This window comes from Candidatus Blochmannia vicinus, assembly GCF_023586525.1.
Classification (GTDB): Bacteria; Pseudomonadota; Gammaproteobacteria; order Enterobacterales; family Enterobacteriaceae; genus Blochmanniella; species Blochmanniella vicinus.
Window position 1 is genome coordinate 101,683 of sequence record NZ_CP097763.1, and the last position, 17,794, is coordinate 119,476.

General features: G+C 26.3%; 12 protein-coding genes. 10 read left to right on the top strand and 2 right to left on the bottom strand.

The genetic code is table 11. From position 1 onward, the window contains the following. The first annotated feature begins 2,372 nt into the window (after positions 1–2,372). From M9408_RS00465 to M9408_RS00495, 7 genes are all read left to right on the top strand, one after another. Positions 2,373–3,938 carry an anthranilate synthase component 1 gene (locus tag M9408_RS00465; RefSeq protein ID WP_250257257.1) on the top strand — a complete coding sequence of 522 codons (1,566 nt, stop codon included), beginning with the start codon at positions 2,373–2,375 and terminating at the stop codon, positions 3,936–3,938. 2 nt (positions 3,939–3,940) lie between these two features. Continuing rightward, complete coding sequence (locus M9408_RS00470; protein WP_250248790.1) at positions 3,941–4,540, top strand: glutamine amidotransferase-related protein; 600 nt, start codon at positions 3,941–3,943, stop codon at positions 4,538–4,540. Between the two features lies 1 nt (position 4,541). Beyond that, positions 4,542–5,543, top strand: coding sequence for an anthranilate phosphoribosyltransferase (gene trpD / locus M9408_RS00475; protein ID WP_250257258.1), 1,002 nt, complete (start codon positions 4,542–4,544; stop codon positions 5,541–5,543). Positions 5,544–5,547: 4 nt separating this feature from the next. Continuing rightward, the gene (gene trpCF, locus M9408_RS00480; protein WP_250257259.1) at positions 5,548–6,921 is read left to right on the top strand and encodes a bifunctional indole-3-glycerol-phosphate synthase TrpC/phosphoribosylanthranilate isomerase TrpF; all 1,374 of its coding nucleotides are present in this window, start codon (positions 5,548–5,550) and stop codon (positions 6,919–6,921) included. Between the two features lie 48 nt (positions 6,922–6,969). Continuing rightward, positions 6,970–8,160 carry a tryptophan synthase subunit beta gene (gene trpB / locus M9408_RS00485; protein ID WP_250257260.1) on the top strand — a complete coding sequence of 397 codons (1,191 nt, stop codon included), beginning with the start codon at positions 6,970–6,972 and terminating at the stop codon, positions 8,158–8,160. 1 nt (position 8,161) lies between these two features. Beyond that, a complete protein-coding gene (gene trpA / locus M9408_RS00490) occupies positions 8,162–8,992 on the top strand; it encodes a tryptophan synthase subunit alpha (RefSeq protein ID WP_250257261.1) in 831 nt (276 codons plus the stop codon). Positions 8,993–9,262: 270 nt separating this feature from the next. After that, a complete protein-coding gene (locus M9408_RS00495) occupies positions 9,263–10,000 on the top strand; it encodes a YciC family protein (RefSeq protein WP_250257262.1) in 738 nt (245 codons plus the stop codon). Between the two features lie 155 nt (positions 10,001–10,155). Here M9408_RS00495 and M9408_RS00500 read toward each other — a convergent pair whose 3' ends face one another. After that, positions 10,156–10,776, bottom strand: a complete 621-nt coding sequence (locus M9408_RS00500) for a TonB family protein (RefSeq protein ID WP_250257263.1) — start codon at positions 10,774–10,776, stop codon at positions 10,156–10,158. Between the two features lie 822 nt (positions 10,777–11,598). On the opposite strand from M9408_RS00500, the gene cls reads away from it, so the two are divergent. Next, a complete protein-coding gene (gene cls, locus M9408_RS00505) occupies positions 11,599–13,068 on the top strand; it encodes a cardiolipin synthase (protein ID WP_250257264.1) in 1,470 nt (489 codons plus the stop codon). Positions 13,069–13,535: 467 nt separating this feature from the next. Here cls and M9408_RS00510 read toward each other — a convergent pair whose 3' ends face one another. Continuing rightward, the gene (locus M9408_RS00510; RefSeq protein WP_250257265.1) at positions 13,536–14,123 is read right to left on the bottom strand and encodes a thymidine kinase; all 588 of its coding nucleotides are present in this window, start codon (positions 14,121–14,123) and stop codon (positions 13,536–13,538) included. A gap of 622 nt (positions 14,124–14,745) precedes the next feature. On the opposite strand from M9408_RS00510, the gene hns reads away from it, so the two are divergent. After that, positions 14,746–15,156, top strand: a complete 411-nt coding sequence (gene hns, locus M9408_RS00515) for a histone-like nucleoid-structuring protein H-NS (protein ID WP_250257266.1) — start codon at positions 14,746–14,748, stop codon at positions 15,154–15,156. A 1,828-nt stretch (positions 15,157–16,984) separates the two neighbouring features. After that, positions 16,985–17,791, top strand: coding sequence for an exodeoxyribonuclease III (gene xthA / locus M9408_RS00520; RefSeq protein WP_250257267.1), 807 nt, complete (start codon positions 16,985–16,987; stop codon positions 17,789–17,791). The last annotated feature ends 3 nt before the right edge of the window (positions 17,792–17,794 follow it).

The window sequence follows — 17,794 nt, forward strand, 5'->3', positions numbered from 1 at the left end:
TGCAACCAATTAAAAATGAATATAAATAATCTATTACAATTAAACAATTTATATTTTTAATATTTAACTTAATTTCTCATATAAAATTAGTTCCTTTCATCTACATAAAATTGATCAAAATATTGATTTTGTCATTTTTATAATTTTTAAATAAAATATTGTTTATTTAATAAAATAAAATATCTATATTCGATATAATCACGTTTTATTTTTCTATAAAAATCTATTAGATTATATTAATTTATATAAAGTATATTTTCCCCGTATCGATCTATATCCCTTATTTTTTAAATCTACAATTCAATTAAAAATTGATTCTAAAAAAATAATTTTTAGTTACAAATTCTATTTATAATAAATAATATTATTTCCCATCTAAGACATATAAAAAATAATTCTAATAACACTAAAATAATAACTAACCATATCTAAAATTAGATTAAATATATGCAATTACATTAATTGATCATAAAAATTTTTATAATTTACTCTTTTTAATTTTACGTTTCTTAAGATAGATATAATCACGATTAAAACAAATAATATTACAAATATAAATTCTCCAAATAATAAAATTAATCAAAATTTTTATTAAAAATACCCATTTATATAATTAACGACCAATTTGTTTAACAAATTAAATTTTATATCATATATACTTAATACAAGCATAGCTTTTATTATTAACTGCTCTTACACTTACTAAAATAAATTTTACATATATACATTAAACTGTATGTCTATATTTAGACATAATTATCATAAAATTTATATTGAATTTAGTTATCTAATAAAAGATAAATTAATTACTGTATTGCATATATATACTTAAACAACATAACTTTATCTGAAAATATATTGAATGCTATGAAAATAGCATCTACTTTAACAGATATCTTAAAATATTTTATCAATTCAAAAACAGTTCTATTTTAAAATAGATGATATTTCCACACATCTATTTTTAAATTGCTTATTAAAATAAAATATATTTTTATCTATACTAGAATCTTAGTAACCAATATATATCTCGGACACCATAAAAACTTCCAACAACTTATTTTATATAATTAAACAGTATTTAATACATATTTTGTGTCATGAACCTTGTTCATTTTGAGTGACATATTTGCTATACATACTTATACATAAGCTATATTTTCACACCAATTGAACACAAAACAATCTATAATAAAGTAATCATGACAATTTTTCAAAATTAATAAAATAAAAATTTTTATAATTATTATTAATCATCATTTTATTATAAAAATTAAAAATACCTCATATTCTCAATAAATAAATCACATCTTTGATATATACTATCAACATTTAAAAAATCATTTTTAAATTTAATAATAATTAATATATTTCTAAAACAACTAGCCTATCAATTCGAAATAAATTTCTTATGCATATAAATAAAAAATAAAAACAAACAAATTAATTTTATTTTATTTTTTACAAAATATAATTTTTATCAAATTATATTTAATTATATGCTTGATCCAAAATTAAATATATAAACTCAAAACCATTTCTCAGTTAAAATAAATATTAAACTTTAGATAAATATTTAATAATCTAAAATTTTTTTATTAAATTTTAATTACCTATTATCATATCTCTTTATAATTATATTAATATTATTTAACTAATATTAAATTTGTAAAAATAAAATAAAAATTATAATTTTTATTTTATTAATCCTTTATTTTAATCTTTATTAATTTCTTAGTTACACCATTAACTAAAATAAAAACTATATAATATTTAATTCAAAATTATATAATAATTATGATTCAAATTTATATAGATCCAAAAATAATAGTGATTTATAAATTACAATATAACATAAACTTACATAATCAAAAAATATACATATAGTATATGTATTTACTTTTATATAATTATGATTGTTTATTTCAATGTATTTATAAAATTTTATTTATAAAGATTTCTTATAACAATATTTCTATAAAACCCCATAAATAACATAAGAATGCAATAATATATATTATAAAAATAATTCAATACAATTTCGTATTTATTTTTATCAAAACGATTATACTATAAACAAAATCACAACATACAATCGCTCGTTGTAATACATAAAAAAATTATATTCAATAAACAGTTTTTACTGTTTTTTCAGTTATCGTTATTTGACATTAAAAAAATAGTAATACTAAGATGATTCATATTTTTATAAAATAGACACATAATCATATCAGGAAAAAACTAAATATTCTGCTACCTAACCATTTAATACTAATTAAACAGTTATTTAGAATGTTTAATATGCTTGAAAATATTTCAATCAAACCGTTAATATATATGGGATCCTAATAAACAACTGGAAAAATTAAATAATGGAATTTCAAAAAATTCATATAGAATGTTTAAATATTCAAGTACGTTATCATTCTAACCCTACAGCAATTTTTAACCAATTATGTAATCACCGTAATTCGACATTATTATTAGAATCATCAGAAATTAACAAAAAACATAACATAGAAAGCATGATGATTATTGACAGTGCCTTACGTATTACTGCTTATGGTGCAAATGTCACCATACAAGCTCTAACTAAAAATGGTGCAAGTTTACTCCCATTATTAGGAAAAGCTTTCCCAATACAAGTAAAAATTAATAAAACTGTTGATAAAATCAAATTGATATTCCCGCCAATACAAACAATGATTGATGAAGATACACGTTTGCGATCAATCTCAATATTTGACTGTTTACGATCATTGCTAATGATAACACAACCATTTAAAAATGCTCCTAAAGCCATATTTTTAGGCGGTCTATTTTCTTATGATTTAATATCTTGTTTTGAATCTTTTCCTAAATTAATTAATACTTATAAATGTCCAGACTACTGTTTCTACTTAGCTGAAACATTATTAGTTTTTGATCATCAACAACATACCGCTTTATTACAAAGTACTTTATTTACTTCAAACACTTTAGAAAAAAATAGATTAAAAAATAGAATGAACCAATTAAAAACCCAACTCAATCAAACACCTCCTCCAACTATTCCATCTCAAAAAGTACACAATATGATACTACGTTGCCATCCAAGTGACGAAAAATATAAAAAAATTATACGTAAAATAAAACGAGCTATACGTCAAGGAGAAATTTTACAAGCTGTACCCTCACGACGTTTTTTTCTTCCATGCCCTTCGCCATTAGCAGCGTACCACATACTAAAAACTAACAACCCCAGTCCCTACATGTTTTTTATGCAAGACACGATATTTACACTATTCGGAGCTTCTCCAGAAAGTTCTTTAAAATATAATGCGGATACTCGACAAATTGAAATCTATCCCATTGCCGGAACACGAGCTAGAACTTATCATGTCGACGGATCATTAGATACAGATTCAGATAACCGCATAGAATTAGAAATGCGCTTAAACCATAAAGAATTATCAGAACATTTAATGTTAGTAGATTTAGCAAGAAATGATCTAGCACGTGTCTGCAAAGCAGGGAGTCGATATGTAGCTGATTTGTTAAAAGTAGATAGATATTCTTTTGTTATGCATTTAGTATCTAGAGTAGTAGGAGAATTGCGCCATGATCTTGATGTATTACATGCTTATCGTGCATGCATGAATATGGGCACATTAACTGGAGCGCCTAAAATTAGAGCTATGCAACTTATCTACGAAGTAGAAGGTACACGGCGTAATACTTATGGCGGCGCTATTGGATACTTAACCGGTTCTGGAAGTTTAGATACATGCATTATTATCCGATCGGCTTATGTTACGAATCAAATAGCTACGGTGCAAGCAGGAGCTGGCATAGTGATAGATTCCGTACCTCAATCAGAAGTAGACGAAAGTCGTAATAAAGCTCGGGCTGTTTTACGTGCTATTGCTATAGCACATGCTTCTGAGGAGTTATTTTAACAATGAGCAACATAGTATTACTCGATAACATTGATTCATTCACGTATAACTTAGTTGATCAATTACGTGATAATGGACATAAAGTTTTGGTATATACCAATCAATTACCAATATCAATCATCATAAACACACTATCAAATATGATAGACCCAATTTTAATGTTATCCCCAGGCCCTGGGTCTCCCAGTAAGGCTGGGTGCATGGCGCAGCTAATAAGACAACTAATTAGACAAATTCCAATCATTGGAATTTGTCTAGGATATCAAGCTATTATAGAATTTTATGGAGGGCATGTATCTCAATCAAAAAAAATTTTTCATGGCAAATCCTCTTTAATATACCACGATAATCTAGCCATGTTTTCTAACATACCAAACCCTTTTTTAGTAGGACGATACCATTCGCTAATAGGTAATCATATACCAAATAATTTAAAAATTACTGCTCATTATAATAAACACGTAGCAATGGCAGTGCGTAATGATTCTGATCGAATTTGTGGATTTCAATTTCATCCTGAATCCATTTTAACCACTCATGGCACACAACTCATTAAACAAACTATCACATGGGCAATATGTTCATCGCAAGGAAAAAAATAATATGCAAGATATTCTAGAAACTTTATATCAAGGTAAAAGCATCAACCAAAAACAAAGTGAAACACTATTTTATAACATTATAGAAGAAAAAATATCTTCTATACAAATAGCATCTGCACTTATTAGTATGAAAACACGTGGGGAAACATTCGAAGAAATAATAGGCGCTGTAAAAATGTTATTAACTCATGCTAAACCCTTTCCTCGTCCAAATAACTTGTTTTCAGACATCACAGGCACTGGAGGAGATAATAGTAATACTATTAATATTTCTACAGCAAGCGCTATTGTTGCTTCAACTTGTGGCGCAAAAATTATTAAACACGGCAATTGCAGTATATCCAGTCTAACAGGATCAATGGATTTTTTAGAAAAATATAATTTACATATAAAAAAAGATGCACAACAAGCACGTAAAAATTTTGATGAATTAGGTATATGTTTTTTATATGCTCCTCAATACTACGAAGTCTTATATCGTATCATGCCTATACGCAAACAATTAAAAACTCCCACACTATTTAATATAGTAGGACCACTAATTAATCCATCTCAACCTTCATTAACACTGATTGGTGTATATAAAAAAGAATTATTATCACTTATGGCTCAAGTATTGCAATTACTCAAATATCATCACGCAATAGTAGTACATTGCGGAGGAATAGATGAAGTAGGATTACATGCTCCTACTCATATAGCAGAATTACACGATGATATAATAAACAACTATATTTTAAAAGCATCAGATTTTGGATTAGACTCTTATCCAATAGAAAAACTACGCTGTCATTCAAGAAACCAAGCTCACGAATACATGATTAATTTACTAAAAGGAAAAGGAACACCTGCGCATTCAGCCGTAATAGCAGCCAATGTAGCATTATTATTAAAATTATTTGGATATGATAATTTACGTGATAACACACGATTGGCTCTCGACAAAATACACCATGGTATTCCGTACGCTCGTTTGTTATCTTTATCAAAAAATAGGATATAAAATCATGCAGCAATACACAATACTTGATGAAATTTTATCACACAAAAAAATATGGATAACTAAACAAAAAAAAAGACACCCGTTATATATTTTAAAAAGTAAGACACAAGTAAGTAATCGTGATTTTTATCATGCTGTGTCCAATAAAAAAAAACAAACAATATTTATATTAGAATGTAAGAAAGCATCACCTTCTCAAGGTATTATCTGTAATAATTTTAACCCTGTCCAAATAGCCCAGACCTATAAAGAATATTCCTCAGTTATTTCAGTATTAACTGACGATAAATATTTTCACGGAAGCTTTGATATTTTACAACAAGTAAGTAACATCGTAGAACAACCAATATTATGTAAAGACTTTTTTATTTCAGAATGGCAAATCTATTTTGCACGGTTACATCAGGCTGATGCCGTTTTATTAATGCTATCAATTTTAAATGATGCAACTTATCAAAAATTAGTTCAAATAACCCATATGTTACGTATGGGTGTATTGACAGAAATAATAAACGAAGATGAATTACAACGTGCTAAATATTTAGGAGCTAAAGTTATCGGTATAAATAATCGTAATCTACATGATCTTTCCGTTGATCTAAATCGTACTATCACTCTCAGTAAACATATACCCAGTACAATAACAATAATTAGTGAATCTGGTATTAATAGTTATTGTAAAATCAGAAAACTTAGACCATATGTCAATGGATTTTTAATCGGAACAACATTAATGTCTCAACCACATATTGATATAGCGGTCAAAAAATTAATTTTAGGAGAGAATAAAATATGCGGACTAACTCGAATTAGTGATGCTTATATTACCAATAAATTAGGAGCAATATATGGAGGATTAATTTTTGTTTCTACTTCACCTCGCTACATAAATATCATTACCGCGCAACATATTGTTTCTAATGTAAAAAATTTAAGCTATGTTGGTGTATTTCGTAATGCTACTATCTCCTATATTATCAATATAGTAAATATATTAAACCTATCAGCAGTACAATTACATGGCACAGAGGATCAAAATTATATTAATCTTTTAAGAAAACAATTACCCATTACATGTCGCATATGGAAAAGTATTAATATGAATCACAGACCTTTATTATCATGTAATATACTAAACGTAGACCGCTATTTAACAGATAATGGCGGAGGTAGCGGACAAACTTTTGATTGGTCGCTTCTTTCTAATATGCAATTAGAAAAAGTAATTTTAGCAGGAGGATTAACAATAAATAATTGTACAAAAGCAGCGCGTATAGGTTGTTTAGGTTTAGATTTTAATTCAGGAGTTGAAATTAGACCAGGTATCAAGAATCATAAGAAACTTATAAAAATATTTCAAATACTAAACTCTTATTAAACAATCAATGCATTTAAGATAATTTTAAGGGAGCTAAATATAATTAATATGATAAAATTACAGTCCTATTTTGGTGAATTTGGAGGTATGTATGTCCCACAAATTCTAATACCAGCGCTTACTCAATTAGAAGAAGCATTTATATCAGCTCAAAACGATCCTACTTTTCAAAAAGAAGTTAAATATCTTTTAAATCATTATGCTGGACGACCCACTCCTTTAACATTATGCAGAAACTTAACAAAAGGAACGCGCGCTAAACTTTATTTAAAACGTGAAGACCTATTACATGGAGGATCTCATAAAACTAACCAAGTATTAGGACAAGCTTTACTAGCTAAACGTATGTGTAAAAAAGAAATAATTGCTGAAACTGGTGCTGGACAACATGGAGTTGCTGTCTCTATTGCAGCATCTCTCTTAGGATTAAAATGTCGTATTTATATGGGATCTAAAGATATAAAACGTCAAGAACTCAACGTTTTAAGAATGCAATTAATGGGTACACAAGTGATCCCAGTATATCATGGCTCTGGAACCTTAAAAGATGCTTGTAATGAGGCTATGCGAGAATGGTCTAAAACTTATGAATATACTCATTATATGCTTGGGACAGCTGCTGGCCCTCATCCTTTTCCTACAATTGTTAGAGAATTTCAACGTATTATTGGAAAAGAAACACATAAGCAAATACAAATATGTGAACAGCGTTTACCAGATGCAATTATTGCTTGCGTAGGAGGAGGATCTAACGCTATCGGAATATTTTCTGATTTTATTGATGCACCATCAGTACAGTTGTTGGGTGTAGAGGCCGGGGGTTTGGGAATAAATACTAAATATCATGGTGCTGCTCTACAACATGGACATATAGGAATTCATTTTGGCATGAAAACTTCAATCTTACAGTCTTCAGATGGACAAATAAAAAATTCCTATTCTATTTCTGCTGGTCTCGATTTCCCATCTGTTGGACCAGAACACGTTTACCTAAAAAAAACGGGTCGAGTGAAATATGTATCTGTTAATGATATAGAAGCTGTAGAAGCTTTTAAGCAATTATCCGCTCATGAAGGAATCATTCCAGCCCTAGAATCCGCTCATGCTTTAGCACATGCGCTAAAAATAATTCAAAAACAACCAAATAAAATACAAATCTTAGTAGTTAATTTATCTGGACGTGGAGATAAAGATATTTATACAGTTAATAATGTATTACAAAAACAAAGAGAGATATAAAATGGATCGTTATCAAGCATTATTTACACGTTTAAATCAAAATAAATCAGGAGCGTTTGTCCCTTTTATTACTATAGGAGATCCAAATACTGTTTCTTTTATGCATATTGTAGATACTTTAATTGCATCAGGTTCTGATGCATTAGAATTAGGCATACCATTTTCTGACCCTATATCAGATGGACCTGTGATACAAAAAAGCATAGCACGGGCCTTCAAATCAGGTATAAATTTTTCACGTTGTTTTATCATATTACGAAATATTCGTAACAAATATCCAAATTTACCTATCGGGTTATTAATCTATGCAAATTTAGTTTTTAAAAATGGAATAAATAATTTCTATTCACGTTGCGCAGAACTAGATATAGATTCCATACTCATTCCCGATCTTCCTATAGAAGAAAGCTTACCATTTTACAAAGCTGCTATACAGCATCAAATAGCACATATCTTTATTTGTCCACCTAATGCTACTGAAGAATTAATACATAAAATTGTAAAACAAGGATCCGGATATATATACTTATTATCCCGTCCTGGAGTAACTGGAATTGAAATTAATAAAAAAACAATTAATACTGCTATTTTACATAATTTAATTAAATATATTCAAAAACAAGAAAAAAAAATACCTATCTTACAAGGTTTTGGCATGCATACGCCACTGCAAGCACAAAAATCACTATCATTAGGCACCTCTGGTATTATTTCCGGTTCTGAAATTGCAAGAATTATTGCAGAAAATATATCTAATCTAGAATTAACGCTAAAACAATTAAAAAAGTTAGTACGTCTGATGAAAATGTCTATGTATTCTCATATAAATTAAATTTATATATGATAGGTATCATTTAATTCTTATATAAAACAAGCACTTAACATCAATAAAAAATATGTAATTACTAATTATAATAACAACGATATTAAAATCCGCTATACGAAATATGGAGCATCAAAATAAAAATATTCGATTTTATTATAAACTATTAATGCTATTAAAAAATTATAAAATAATTTAATCATATCTTATTAATTTCATTTTAAAAATATGATTTTTTATTTTCAAAAAATATTTTTTAGAGAAAAAATTATAGAAACTATGCTAATTAAATTATCTCGAGATGTATTGAATTTCATTCATAATTATTGTACTAAAATCACAATATTCATATTGATTACAACGTTAATCCAAGCTTGTTTGGACTATATTTTTTTACCAAAACAAGAAGAACTTATATTCATGAATAATTTTGTTGGAATAGGACTACATAACGTGATCAAAGAGTTATCAGTAGATCAGCAGTGTATTTTGTTCAGATTATCTGCAGCTAATAGCATTTCTAAAATTTTGAGCAGTACCTTTTTATTCGGAAATATATTAACTATGTTACATCTAATATCTACCACTAATGAAAGTAATCAGCATTTAAACATAGGAAATATTATTGCATCAGCAATGCTAATATTTCCAAAATTCTTATTATTAATTTTTTGCACCACATTATTTGTGCAATTAGGACTTATAATAGCAATTATTCCGGGCATTGCATTAGCAATTATTATAAGTTTAACTCCAGTTATTGTCATTACTGATAATTTACCCATCATGGATGCCATATATCTTAGTATAAAAATAAGTTATCGTAATTTTCATTTAATTACACCACCAATATTGCTATGGTTTTTAATTAAAACAATATTGATGTCAATTTTATTCCATCATTATTATTATTGGATATTTATTACTAAAATTTTTGTAAATAGCTTTAATAATGCATTATCCGTAATTATTTTAATATACCTATATCGTTTATACATGATCATTAAGGCAATATAAATTATTAATATTCATAAAATAATAACAATTCAATATTATTAATTTTTAATTTTAAATACTGTTCCATATTTATTTTTATAAATTCACTTAATTAAAATCATTATTTTATTCGGTATAAAATATATAAGTATTTCAACCATTTAATTATTATAGTGTCAATCGCTAAAATTTTTACTAGAATTTAAAAAAAATTTAAAAGTAATCATTAAATCTTTTTCTGGTTTATTACTTTCATATACCCAACGACGCATGGCCGATCTAATGCTTTCTTCAAATATACCAGTAGGAACAGCTGATAATACCCGTATGTTATCCACTCTACCCGCAATGTTAACATTGTATTGTACAGTAACTATCCCCTCTATACCTAATATTTTTGCTTTATTAGGATATTCAGGATATATGCGGTCAATCACACAAGAAGATACATAACTCTGATTATGATTTATTTTAAAAGAAGATATAGAATTTTTTGTAACTTCTGAAAGATCAATATTGTTTTTTTCAGCTACAAGAAAATTTTTATTAGAATCTAATATATTTTTAGAATTATTTACAATTTGTTGTTGTTTTGGATTCGTTATAGTTTTTAGGTTTGACTTATTATGATTTTTTTTTAATAGTTTTAATGACTGATCTTCTTCCGATGAGACACAAGGAATCTGATCAAGTTTCAGAAACGATAGTGTAAATGTTTTAGACTTTTCTATATAAATAGACTTATTAACAACATGAGAAAATTGGCGCGACAACATATTCATGATAATTATATGCATAATACACGATAAAAAAACACAAAAATAAATTGACACATACAATCTGTACCAAATACGCCGATAATTATTTATAATTAAATTTTTTAAAAAACTCATATTAGATTATATAAGTTAAACAATTTGTTATTTTGTACAATAAATTATTCGCTATCACGCTCCTTAATACTTTTTAAAAAATTTTTATCACTTTATATGTAAAAAACACATTTATATTCTGCATGTTTCTTTTATTACATATGGTAAACGATTATATATAGTATTCAGTTTAAATTTACTTAAATATGTATCGTTTATTTATATGACCATTCTTATAATTTTCATATATGTACGTGAATAATTATTTAAAAATAATCTTTTATATTCATTGAATAGATAAGTACGTTTTTTCTTCTAAAAATATTAATAAAACCAAAAATAATTAATTAAAATCAAAAAATTTTAATTAAACATATATATCAAGTTTTAAATTTTGACTATATACTAATTTAACGTTAATAATAAACTAAAAAATTTTAATTACCTATGCACAAAAATTGCTAATTATTATAATTAACCTATTTATTTATTCAATGTACAAAAAAATTTCATACAACTATCATACATTTTATGGTTTATAAAAACATAACAAAATCAAATATTATTGATACAAATTTATTAATATTTAACCAATATATTTTACTGATTAAAATTTGATAATTATAGATATATAAGTCTCTTATACAATTATAAGATTTATCACAAAGTAAAAATTCAAATAATAATCGAACAGCAGCCTTTTTTAAAACATTCCATAAAAATTCTAAATAGAGATTTATTATAATCATGATCGCGATGTATACCATTTTTAATTGTATTTTTTTATGCAGTTACTGGATATTAATCGCACTAGTTACATTTCGAGTTTTAGTAAAACGTCGAGCAGTTCCATCATCTATGGCATGGCTATTAGTAATTTATATCTTACCTTTAATAGGTGTGATTACATATCTGCTATTTGGAGAATCTAATCTTGGTAAACAACGATCTAGTAGGAGTAGAATAGCATGGTTGTCTACTGTACGTCGAATACAAATATTAAAAACCTATAAACATATTTTTTCAACTGAACACAGTGCAATTGCTACATCATTATTTAAGCTTTGTGAACATCGTCAAGGGATAGGCGCTCTAAAAGGTAATAAAATACAATTATTTAGAAAAACTAATGATGCCATTGCCTCTTTAATTAAAGATATTGAATTAGCTCAACACAGTATTGATATGGTATTTTATATTTGGGAGTCTGGAGGATTAGTAGATCACGTTATAAAAAAATTAATCATGGCAGCTAAAAGAGGCATTCAGTGTCGAATTATACTAGATTCTGCCGGATGTACTAGTTTTTTTAACAGTTCATATCCTAATATAATGCGACAGGCTGGAGTCAATGTAGTAGAAGCGCTGCATGTAAATTTGCTACGAATCTTTTTGCGACGAATGGATTTACGCCAACATCGAAAAATGGTATTAATTGACGAACATATTGCCTATGCTGGCAGTATGAATATGGTAGATCCACAATTATTTAAAAAAAATATAGGAGTTGGACAATGGATTGATATCATGGTTCGAATAGATGGGCCTGCTACTTCAGTTATGAGTATAATATTTTCTTCTGATTGGGAAATTGAAACAGGACAACATGTGCTACTACCATTATTGTTAAATACTCGCGTAATGGCAGCTCACGAATTAATACCAACAGGCCACACCATTCAAATTATTCCTTCTGGACCAGGATGTCCAGAAGGAATAATTCATCAAATATTACTCATATCATTATATGAAGCTCGTAAAAAACTTATAATTACTACTCCATACTTAGTCCCTAGCGACGATCTACTGCATGCTATTTGCACTGCAGCACAAAGAGGAGTAGAAGTACATATCATTATTCCAAAACACAACGATTCTCTACTAGTAAATTGGGCTAGTAGAGCATTTTTTAGCGAGTTATTACAAGCTGGCGTTTTAATACATCAATTCCAAAATGGACTATTGCACGTAAAAAGCGTACTAGTTGATCAGCAATTAAGTCTAATAGGCACTGTAAATTTAGACACACGCAGTCTATGGCTAAACTTTGAAATTACTTTAGTTATTGACAGCCAAGAATTTAGTAACGAACTAGAAAAAACACAACAACACTATATTTCTCATTCTAGAGTAATTGATCCTCAAATATGGGCTAACCGTCCTTATTGGGAACGCGTTATTGAACGTTTATTTTATTTCCTAAGTCCTTTATTATAAAAATTTTTTAATCTTCAATGTAAAAAACTGTATAACTCAATTAAAAATAAATCAACCAATAAAAATTCTGATGATAACATTTAGTGAAACTACATATTACTTTTATTAAAGTACCTCAATAACTACAATTGATGTATGAAGATAATAAAAATTATTTATGTACTAAAATAGAAATTAGTTACCCTCAATATTTTCAAATTCAACACTTGTGCTTAACTTCATAATTAAATTAATTAAACAATTAACTATTATATGCATAACACAGCTAAATATGGGCATAATATATACAAATATACGTCGTAAATAAACACAATAAAAATTATAATAATCAATATACATTAAATATAAAATAAAAAATTAATAAAATCAAAAATATATAACCCATATGATATTTATATATTTGTTAAAATATATACATACAAAACTAAATAATCTTTTATCTATTTTAATAAATATATTTTATTAGATTAGCATGATAATTCAAATTTTTCCAAAAAATGTCTACGACATACTGAAACATAACGATTATTACCGCCAACTAATATTTGATCACCATCTCGTATTACTAAACCCTGATCATCAATTCTAAGAACTCTATTAGCTTTACGTCCACAATAACAAATAGTTTTTAATTCAATTAATTTATCCGCCCATGCTAATAACCATAAGCTTCCTGGAAATAAATCAGCTTTGAAATCAGTACGTAGGCCATAACACAATACGGGGATATTTAACGTATCTACTATTTTCCCTAAATCAGTCACTTGATCACGATTAAGAAAATGACACTCATCTACTAATACACAATGTACTATATCATCCTGATGCATAGCTGCTATTTGATCAAAAAAATTGGTTTTAACATTAAATATTCTGGCAGATGCAGCTAATCCAACACGAGATTTAATTTCTTCATGTCTACAATTTTTATAATTCATTTCAGCAGTATATAATACAGTATGCATTCCTCGTTCTTGATAATTATAAGAAGACTGTAATAATGCAGTAGTTTTTCCGGCATTCATTGCAGAATAATAAAAATATAATTGTGCCATAAATTACAAATCCTATCTCAGTCATAGCATTTAAACACTATTCACATAACATAATTTTATTATGTTAAAAATTAAATTTATTCAACCAATTTAATCTATGAAACTTATGAAAAATAAAAATATTTTGTATATATACATCAATTTTAATGTAATAAATTTTAGATTTTATCTAAATACAAACACTTTCACGATACTATATACATACCTTAATATCATTCTATATTTTATGCACAAAACAATAATTTAAGTAAATAAATACTCTATACTTAAAAAGATTCTATGTTTCTAATAAAATAACTAACAAATTAATAAACAACTATTATTTATATTTAAAATTTGTACAAATCAAAACAATAATCCATTTAAATTAAATAATTAAATAATATTATAATTTTTTATAAAAAAATCAGTTTATTTAATTAAATTAATAAAATAATTTTCAGTAGAATATAATATGTCTCAATACTTTACTTATATTTATAACTCTATATATAATTACCTATTAATACAAAATATAATAAAAATTATTTATAAATTAAAACACCCTAGGTATTGCAGAAAATAAATTAGCGCTCTATTCTTATCAATAGATTTGTTATTTATAACATTTGAGATTAAATCAATGAACGACGCATTAAAAATTCTTAATAATATACGCACGTTACGAGCGCAAGCTAGAGAATATACTCTTGAAACATTAGAAGAAATGCTAGAAAAATTTGAAATAGTTGTTAACGAGCGCCGAGAAGAAACCAATCAAGCCCAAGCTGAAATAGAAAAACATGCTCAAAAATTACAACAATACCGCGATATGCTTATAGCTGATGGGATAGATCCTAATGAACTATTGCAAAATTTAAGTACTACTACCAAAGTATTTCATAAAAATAAACGTGCAACTCGCCCAGCAAAATACCAGTACATCAATAAATATGGCGAAATTAAAACCTGGACTGGACAAGGTCGAACACCCTCAACGATTAAGAAAGCTATCGATGAAAACCAGAAAAAACTAGAAGATTTTCTACTATAATTGACAGTATACTCTGGTTACATTTTTATTTTTATATAAAACCAAAGGGCTTTTACTCATGCTACTAAGCTCTTTGTTTATATATATTTTGAAATATTAGTAAACGCATTCTCAAAAAATCATTATTATTTTCAGTTTAATGCTTGAAATATCAGCCTAATAAACTTTTAAAACTGTCAATAATATTATTCTAATAATAATCGATATTTATTATTTAACAATTCACCTTTATATTGAACTGTTAAATATATTAACTGAAAGAATATAAATACACCTATATTTCATTTTATCGACAAATTTAGTTATCTATTTATACTTACAATATTATTTATAACTTTATAGTCTGCACTATTAAATAAATTAATATTGTAAAAATATAGATCTTAAATGAATTAACAATTCACCACATTAACGTCGGTTATGGCGTAATATTAATAATAATTTTCAAATAATACAAATACCACTACGAACATAACTACTAAAGTGAGCTATAATTATTGTTTCCTTTTATTACTTTGTGTCGGACATTAAATAATAGTAATATATGAAATGCATTAAAATCATGTTCATTAAACAACTATTTTTATTAATCACATCCCCAAAATCATAATATGTATATTACACGATTCATTCTATCCCTCACGGTAGTTTAAATAACTAAAAATATAAAACTATGATACAATTTTATAACGTACTTAAAATTAATATAGTATTATAGTTAATATACAAATAATCAATATTCAAATATATTACCATTCAAATTATTATATAAATATTATTTAAAAAATCACATATAAAAATTATTGTATTTTGAACATATTTCAAAAATTTTAAGTCTAAAATTATTACAATCATTCAAATTAATGATGTTATTTAACAAATATCTAAAATCTTTACAATAACAATTATTACTAATATGCTCTATTTTTATGGATAAAAGAATATAATAAATTCGATGTCATCATTAACTAACATCATACTAAACATATTTAAATTTTTTAAAAAAAAGTACGATACTATATTTTATAGAATCAAAAAATTTTAGTTGTTCTATAAACGATAACCAATCTTTTGCAAATCTCATTTTATATAAATCTCTGTAACACGCAACACTTACCAATATGTCTAGCGTAGATACACTAATCCTTTGATTAAGCACACACAATTTATATATAAACATAAATATCTTAGTTTGCTCTATTTAAATAATACATTTACACAATTACCTATGCTTATCGTTAATAAGACAATAAAACTTATAAATAAATCAATCTTAAATCAACACTAATTTCAGTTTTGATAACTAACTATTATCTAAAAAATTAACCATACAAATGCATAATAAGAATTATAAATTAATAACACTTAATATATAAACACTAAAAATAAGTCATCATATCTGTAGTTATCACTTTCATCAAACAATTATCTGGGCATAAATATATAAATAAAAATTAAAAATACAACCATTTATCGAAGTAAGATGAAGCAATCTTATCGCAATATGTAAATACCATTCTAAACTAAATATGCTTACCAAAATACAACAATTCTTTTCAATTGGTTTTCTCATTATTGCTTTATACAAAAACATTTATATATAATGTCCATATTTTAAAATACAAACTATTACTTTATAAGTAAAGTATTATAAACTGAAATAGATTCAAGATGAATTAATATAATGAATGATTACTTGTTATGTGCTCTATTATAAACTCATAAAATTTATTTACTGATTACGTAATTAAGTATCCACGATAACTAATAAGTAAACAATATTCTTTATTTATAATTACATATATAAATAATTTATGGATCACATGATATGAAATTTGTTTCTTTTAATGTCAACGGACTACGTGCTCGTATGCATCAGTTAACTGCAATTATCTCTCAGTTGCAACCTGACGTAATCGGTTTACAAGAAACTAAAGTACATGATGATTTTTTCCCCATAAAAGAAATTTTAAAATACGGTTATCACGTATATTATTACGGACAAAAAAAATATTATGGTGTTGCGCTGCTTCTTCGTCAGATTCCACTAACTGTGATCCGGGGTTTTGCTAATGATGATCATTTATCTCAAAAACGAATAATCATAGCTGATATTATGACGTCAATAGGTGTATTAACTATTATCAATAGTTATTTTCCTCAAGGAGAAAATAAAAATCATACTGAAAAATTTGTGTATAAAAAAAATTTTTACAAAAATTTTCAAAACTATATAGAACATACGTATCACAATAATTCATTGTTACTGATTATGGGTGATATGAATATTAGCCCCACAGACTTTGATATTGGTATTGGTGAAAAAAATAAAAAAAAATGGATTTCATCAGGACGATGTTCTTTCTTACCAGAAGAAAGAACATGGATAAATAATTTAATGAACTGGGGGTTAAGAGATGTTTATAGAAATATGCACCCTCATGAAAACAAACGTTATTCCTGGTTTAGTTATAAATCTAATGGATTTAGTCGAAATAGTGGTTTACGTATCGATTTAATATTGGTAACTTGTTCTTTAGAAAATCTTTGTAAAAATAGTGATATCAGTTATAGTATTCGCAGTATGAATAAACCTTCTGATCATGCCCCAGTATGGGCAGATTTCAATATTTAACTT

Coding starts and splice junctions, on each gene's coding strand:
- M9408_RS00465 (WP_250257257.1), top strand. CDS start 2,373: ATGGAATTTCAAAAAATTCATATAGAATGTTTAAATATTCAAGTACGT.
- M9408_RS00470 (WP_250248790.1), top strand. CDS start 3,941: ATGAGCAACATAGTATTACTCGATAACATTGATTCATTCACGTATAAC.
- trpD (WP_250257258.1), top strand. CDS start 4,542: ATGCAAGATATTCTAGAAACTTTATATCAAGGTAAAAGCATCAACCAA.
- trpCF (WP_250257259.1), top strand. CDS start 5,548: ATGCAGCAATACACAATACTTGATGAAATTTTATCACACAAAAAAATA.
- trpB (WP_250257260.1), top strand. CDS start 6,970: ATGATAAAATTACAGTCCTATTTTGGTGAATTTGGAGGTATGTATGTC.
- trpA (WP_250257261.1), top strand. CDS start 8,162: ATGGATCGTTATCAAGCATTATTTACACGTTTAAATCAAAATAAATCA.
- M9408_RS00495 (WP_250257262.1), top strand. CDS start 9,263: ATGCTAATTAAATTATCTCGAGATGTATTGAATTTCATTCATAATTAT.
- M9408_RS00500 (WP_250257263.1), bottom strand. CDS start 10,776: ATGCATATAATTATCATGAATATGTTGTCGCGCCAATTTTCTCATGTT.
- cls (WP_250257264.1), top strand. CDS start 11,599: ATGATCGCGATGTATACCATTTTTAATTGTATTTTTTTATGCAGTTAC.
- M9408_RS00510 (WP_250257265.1), bottom strand. CDS start 14,123: ATGGCACAATTATATTTTTATTATTCTGCAATGAATGCCGGAAAAACT.
- hns (WP_250257266.1), top strand. CDS start 14,746: ATGAACGACGCATTAAAAATTCTTAATAATATACGCACGTTACGAGCG.
- xthA (WP_250257267.1), top strand. CDS start 16,985: ATGAAATTTGTTTCTTTTAATGTCAACGGACTACGTGCTCGTATGCAT.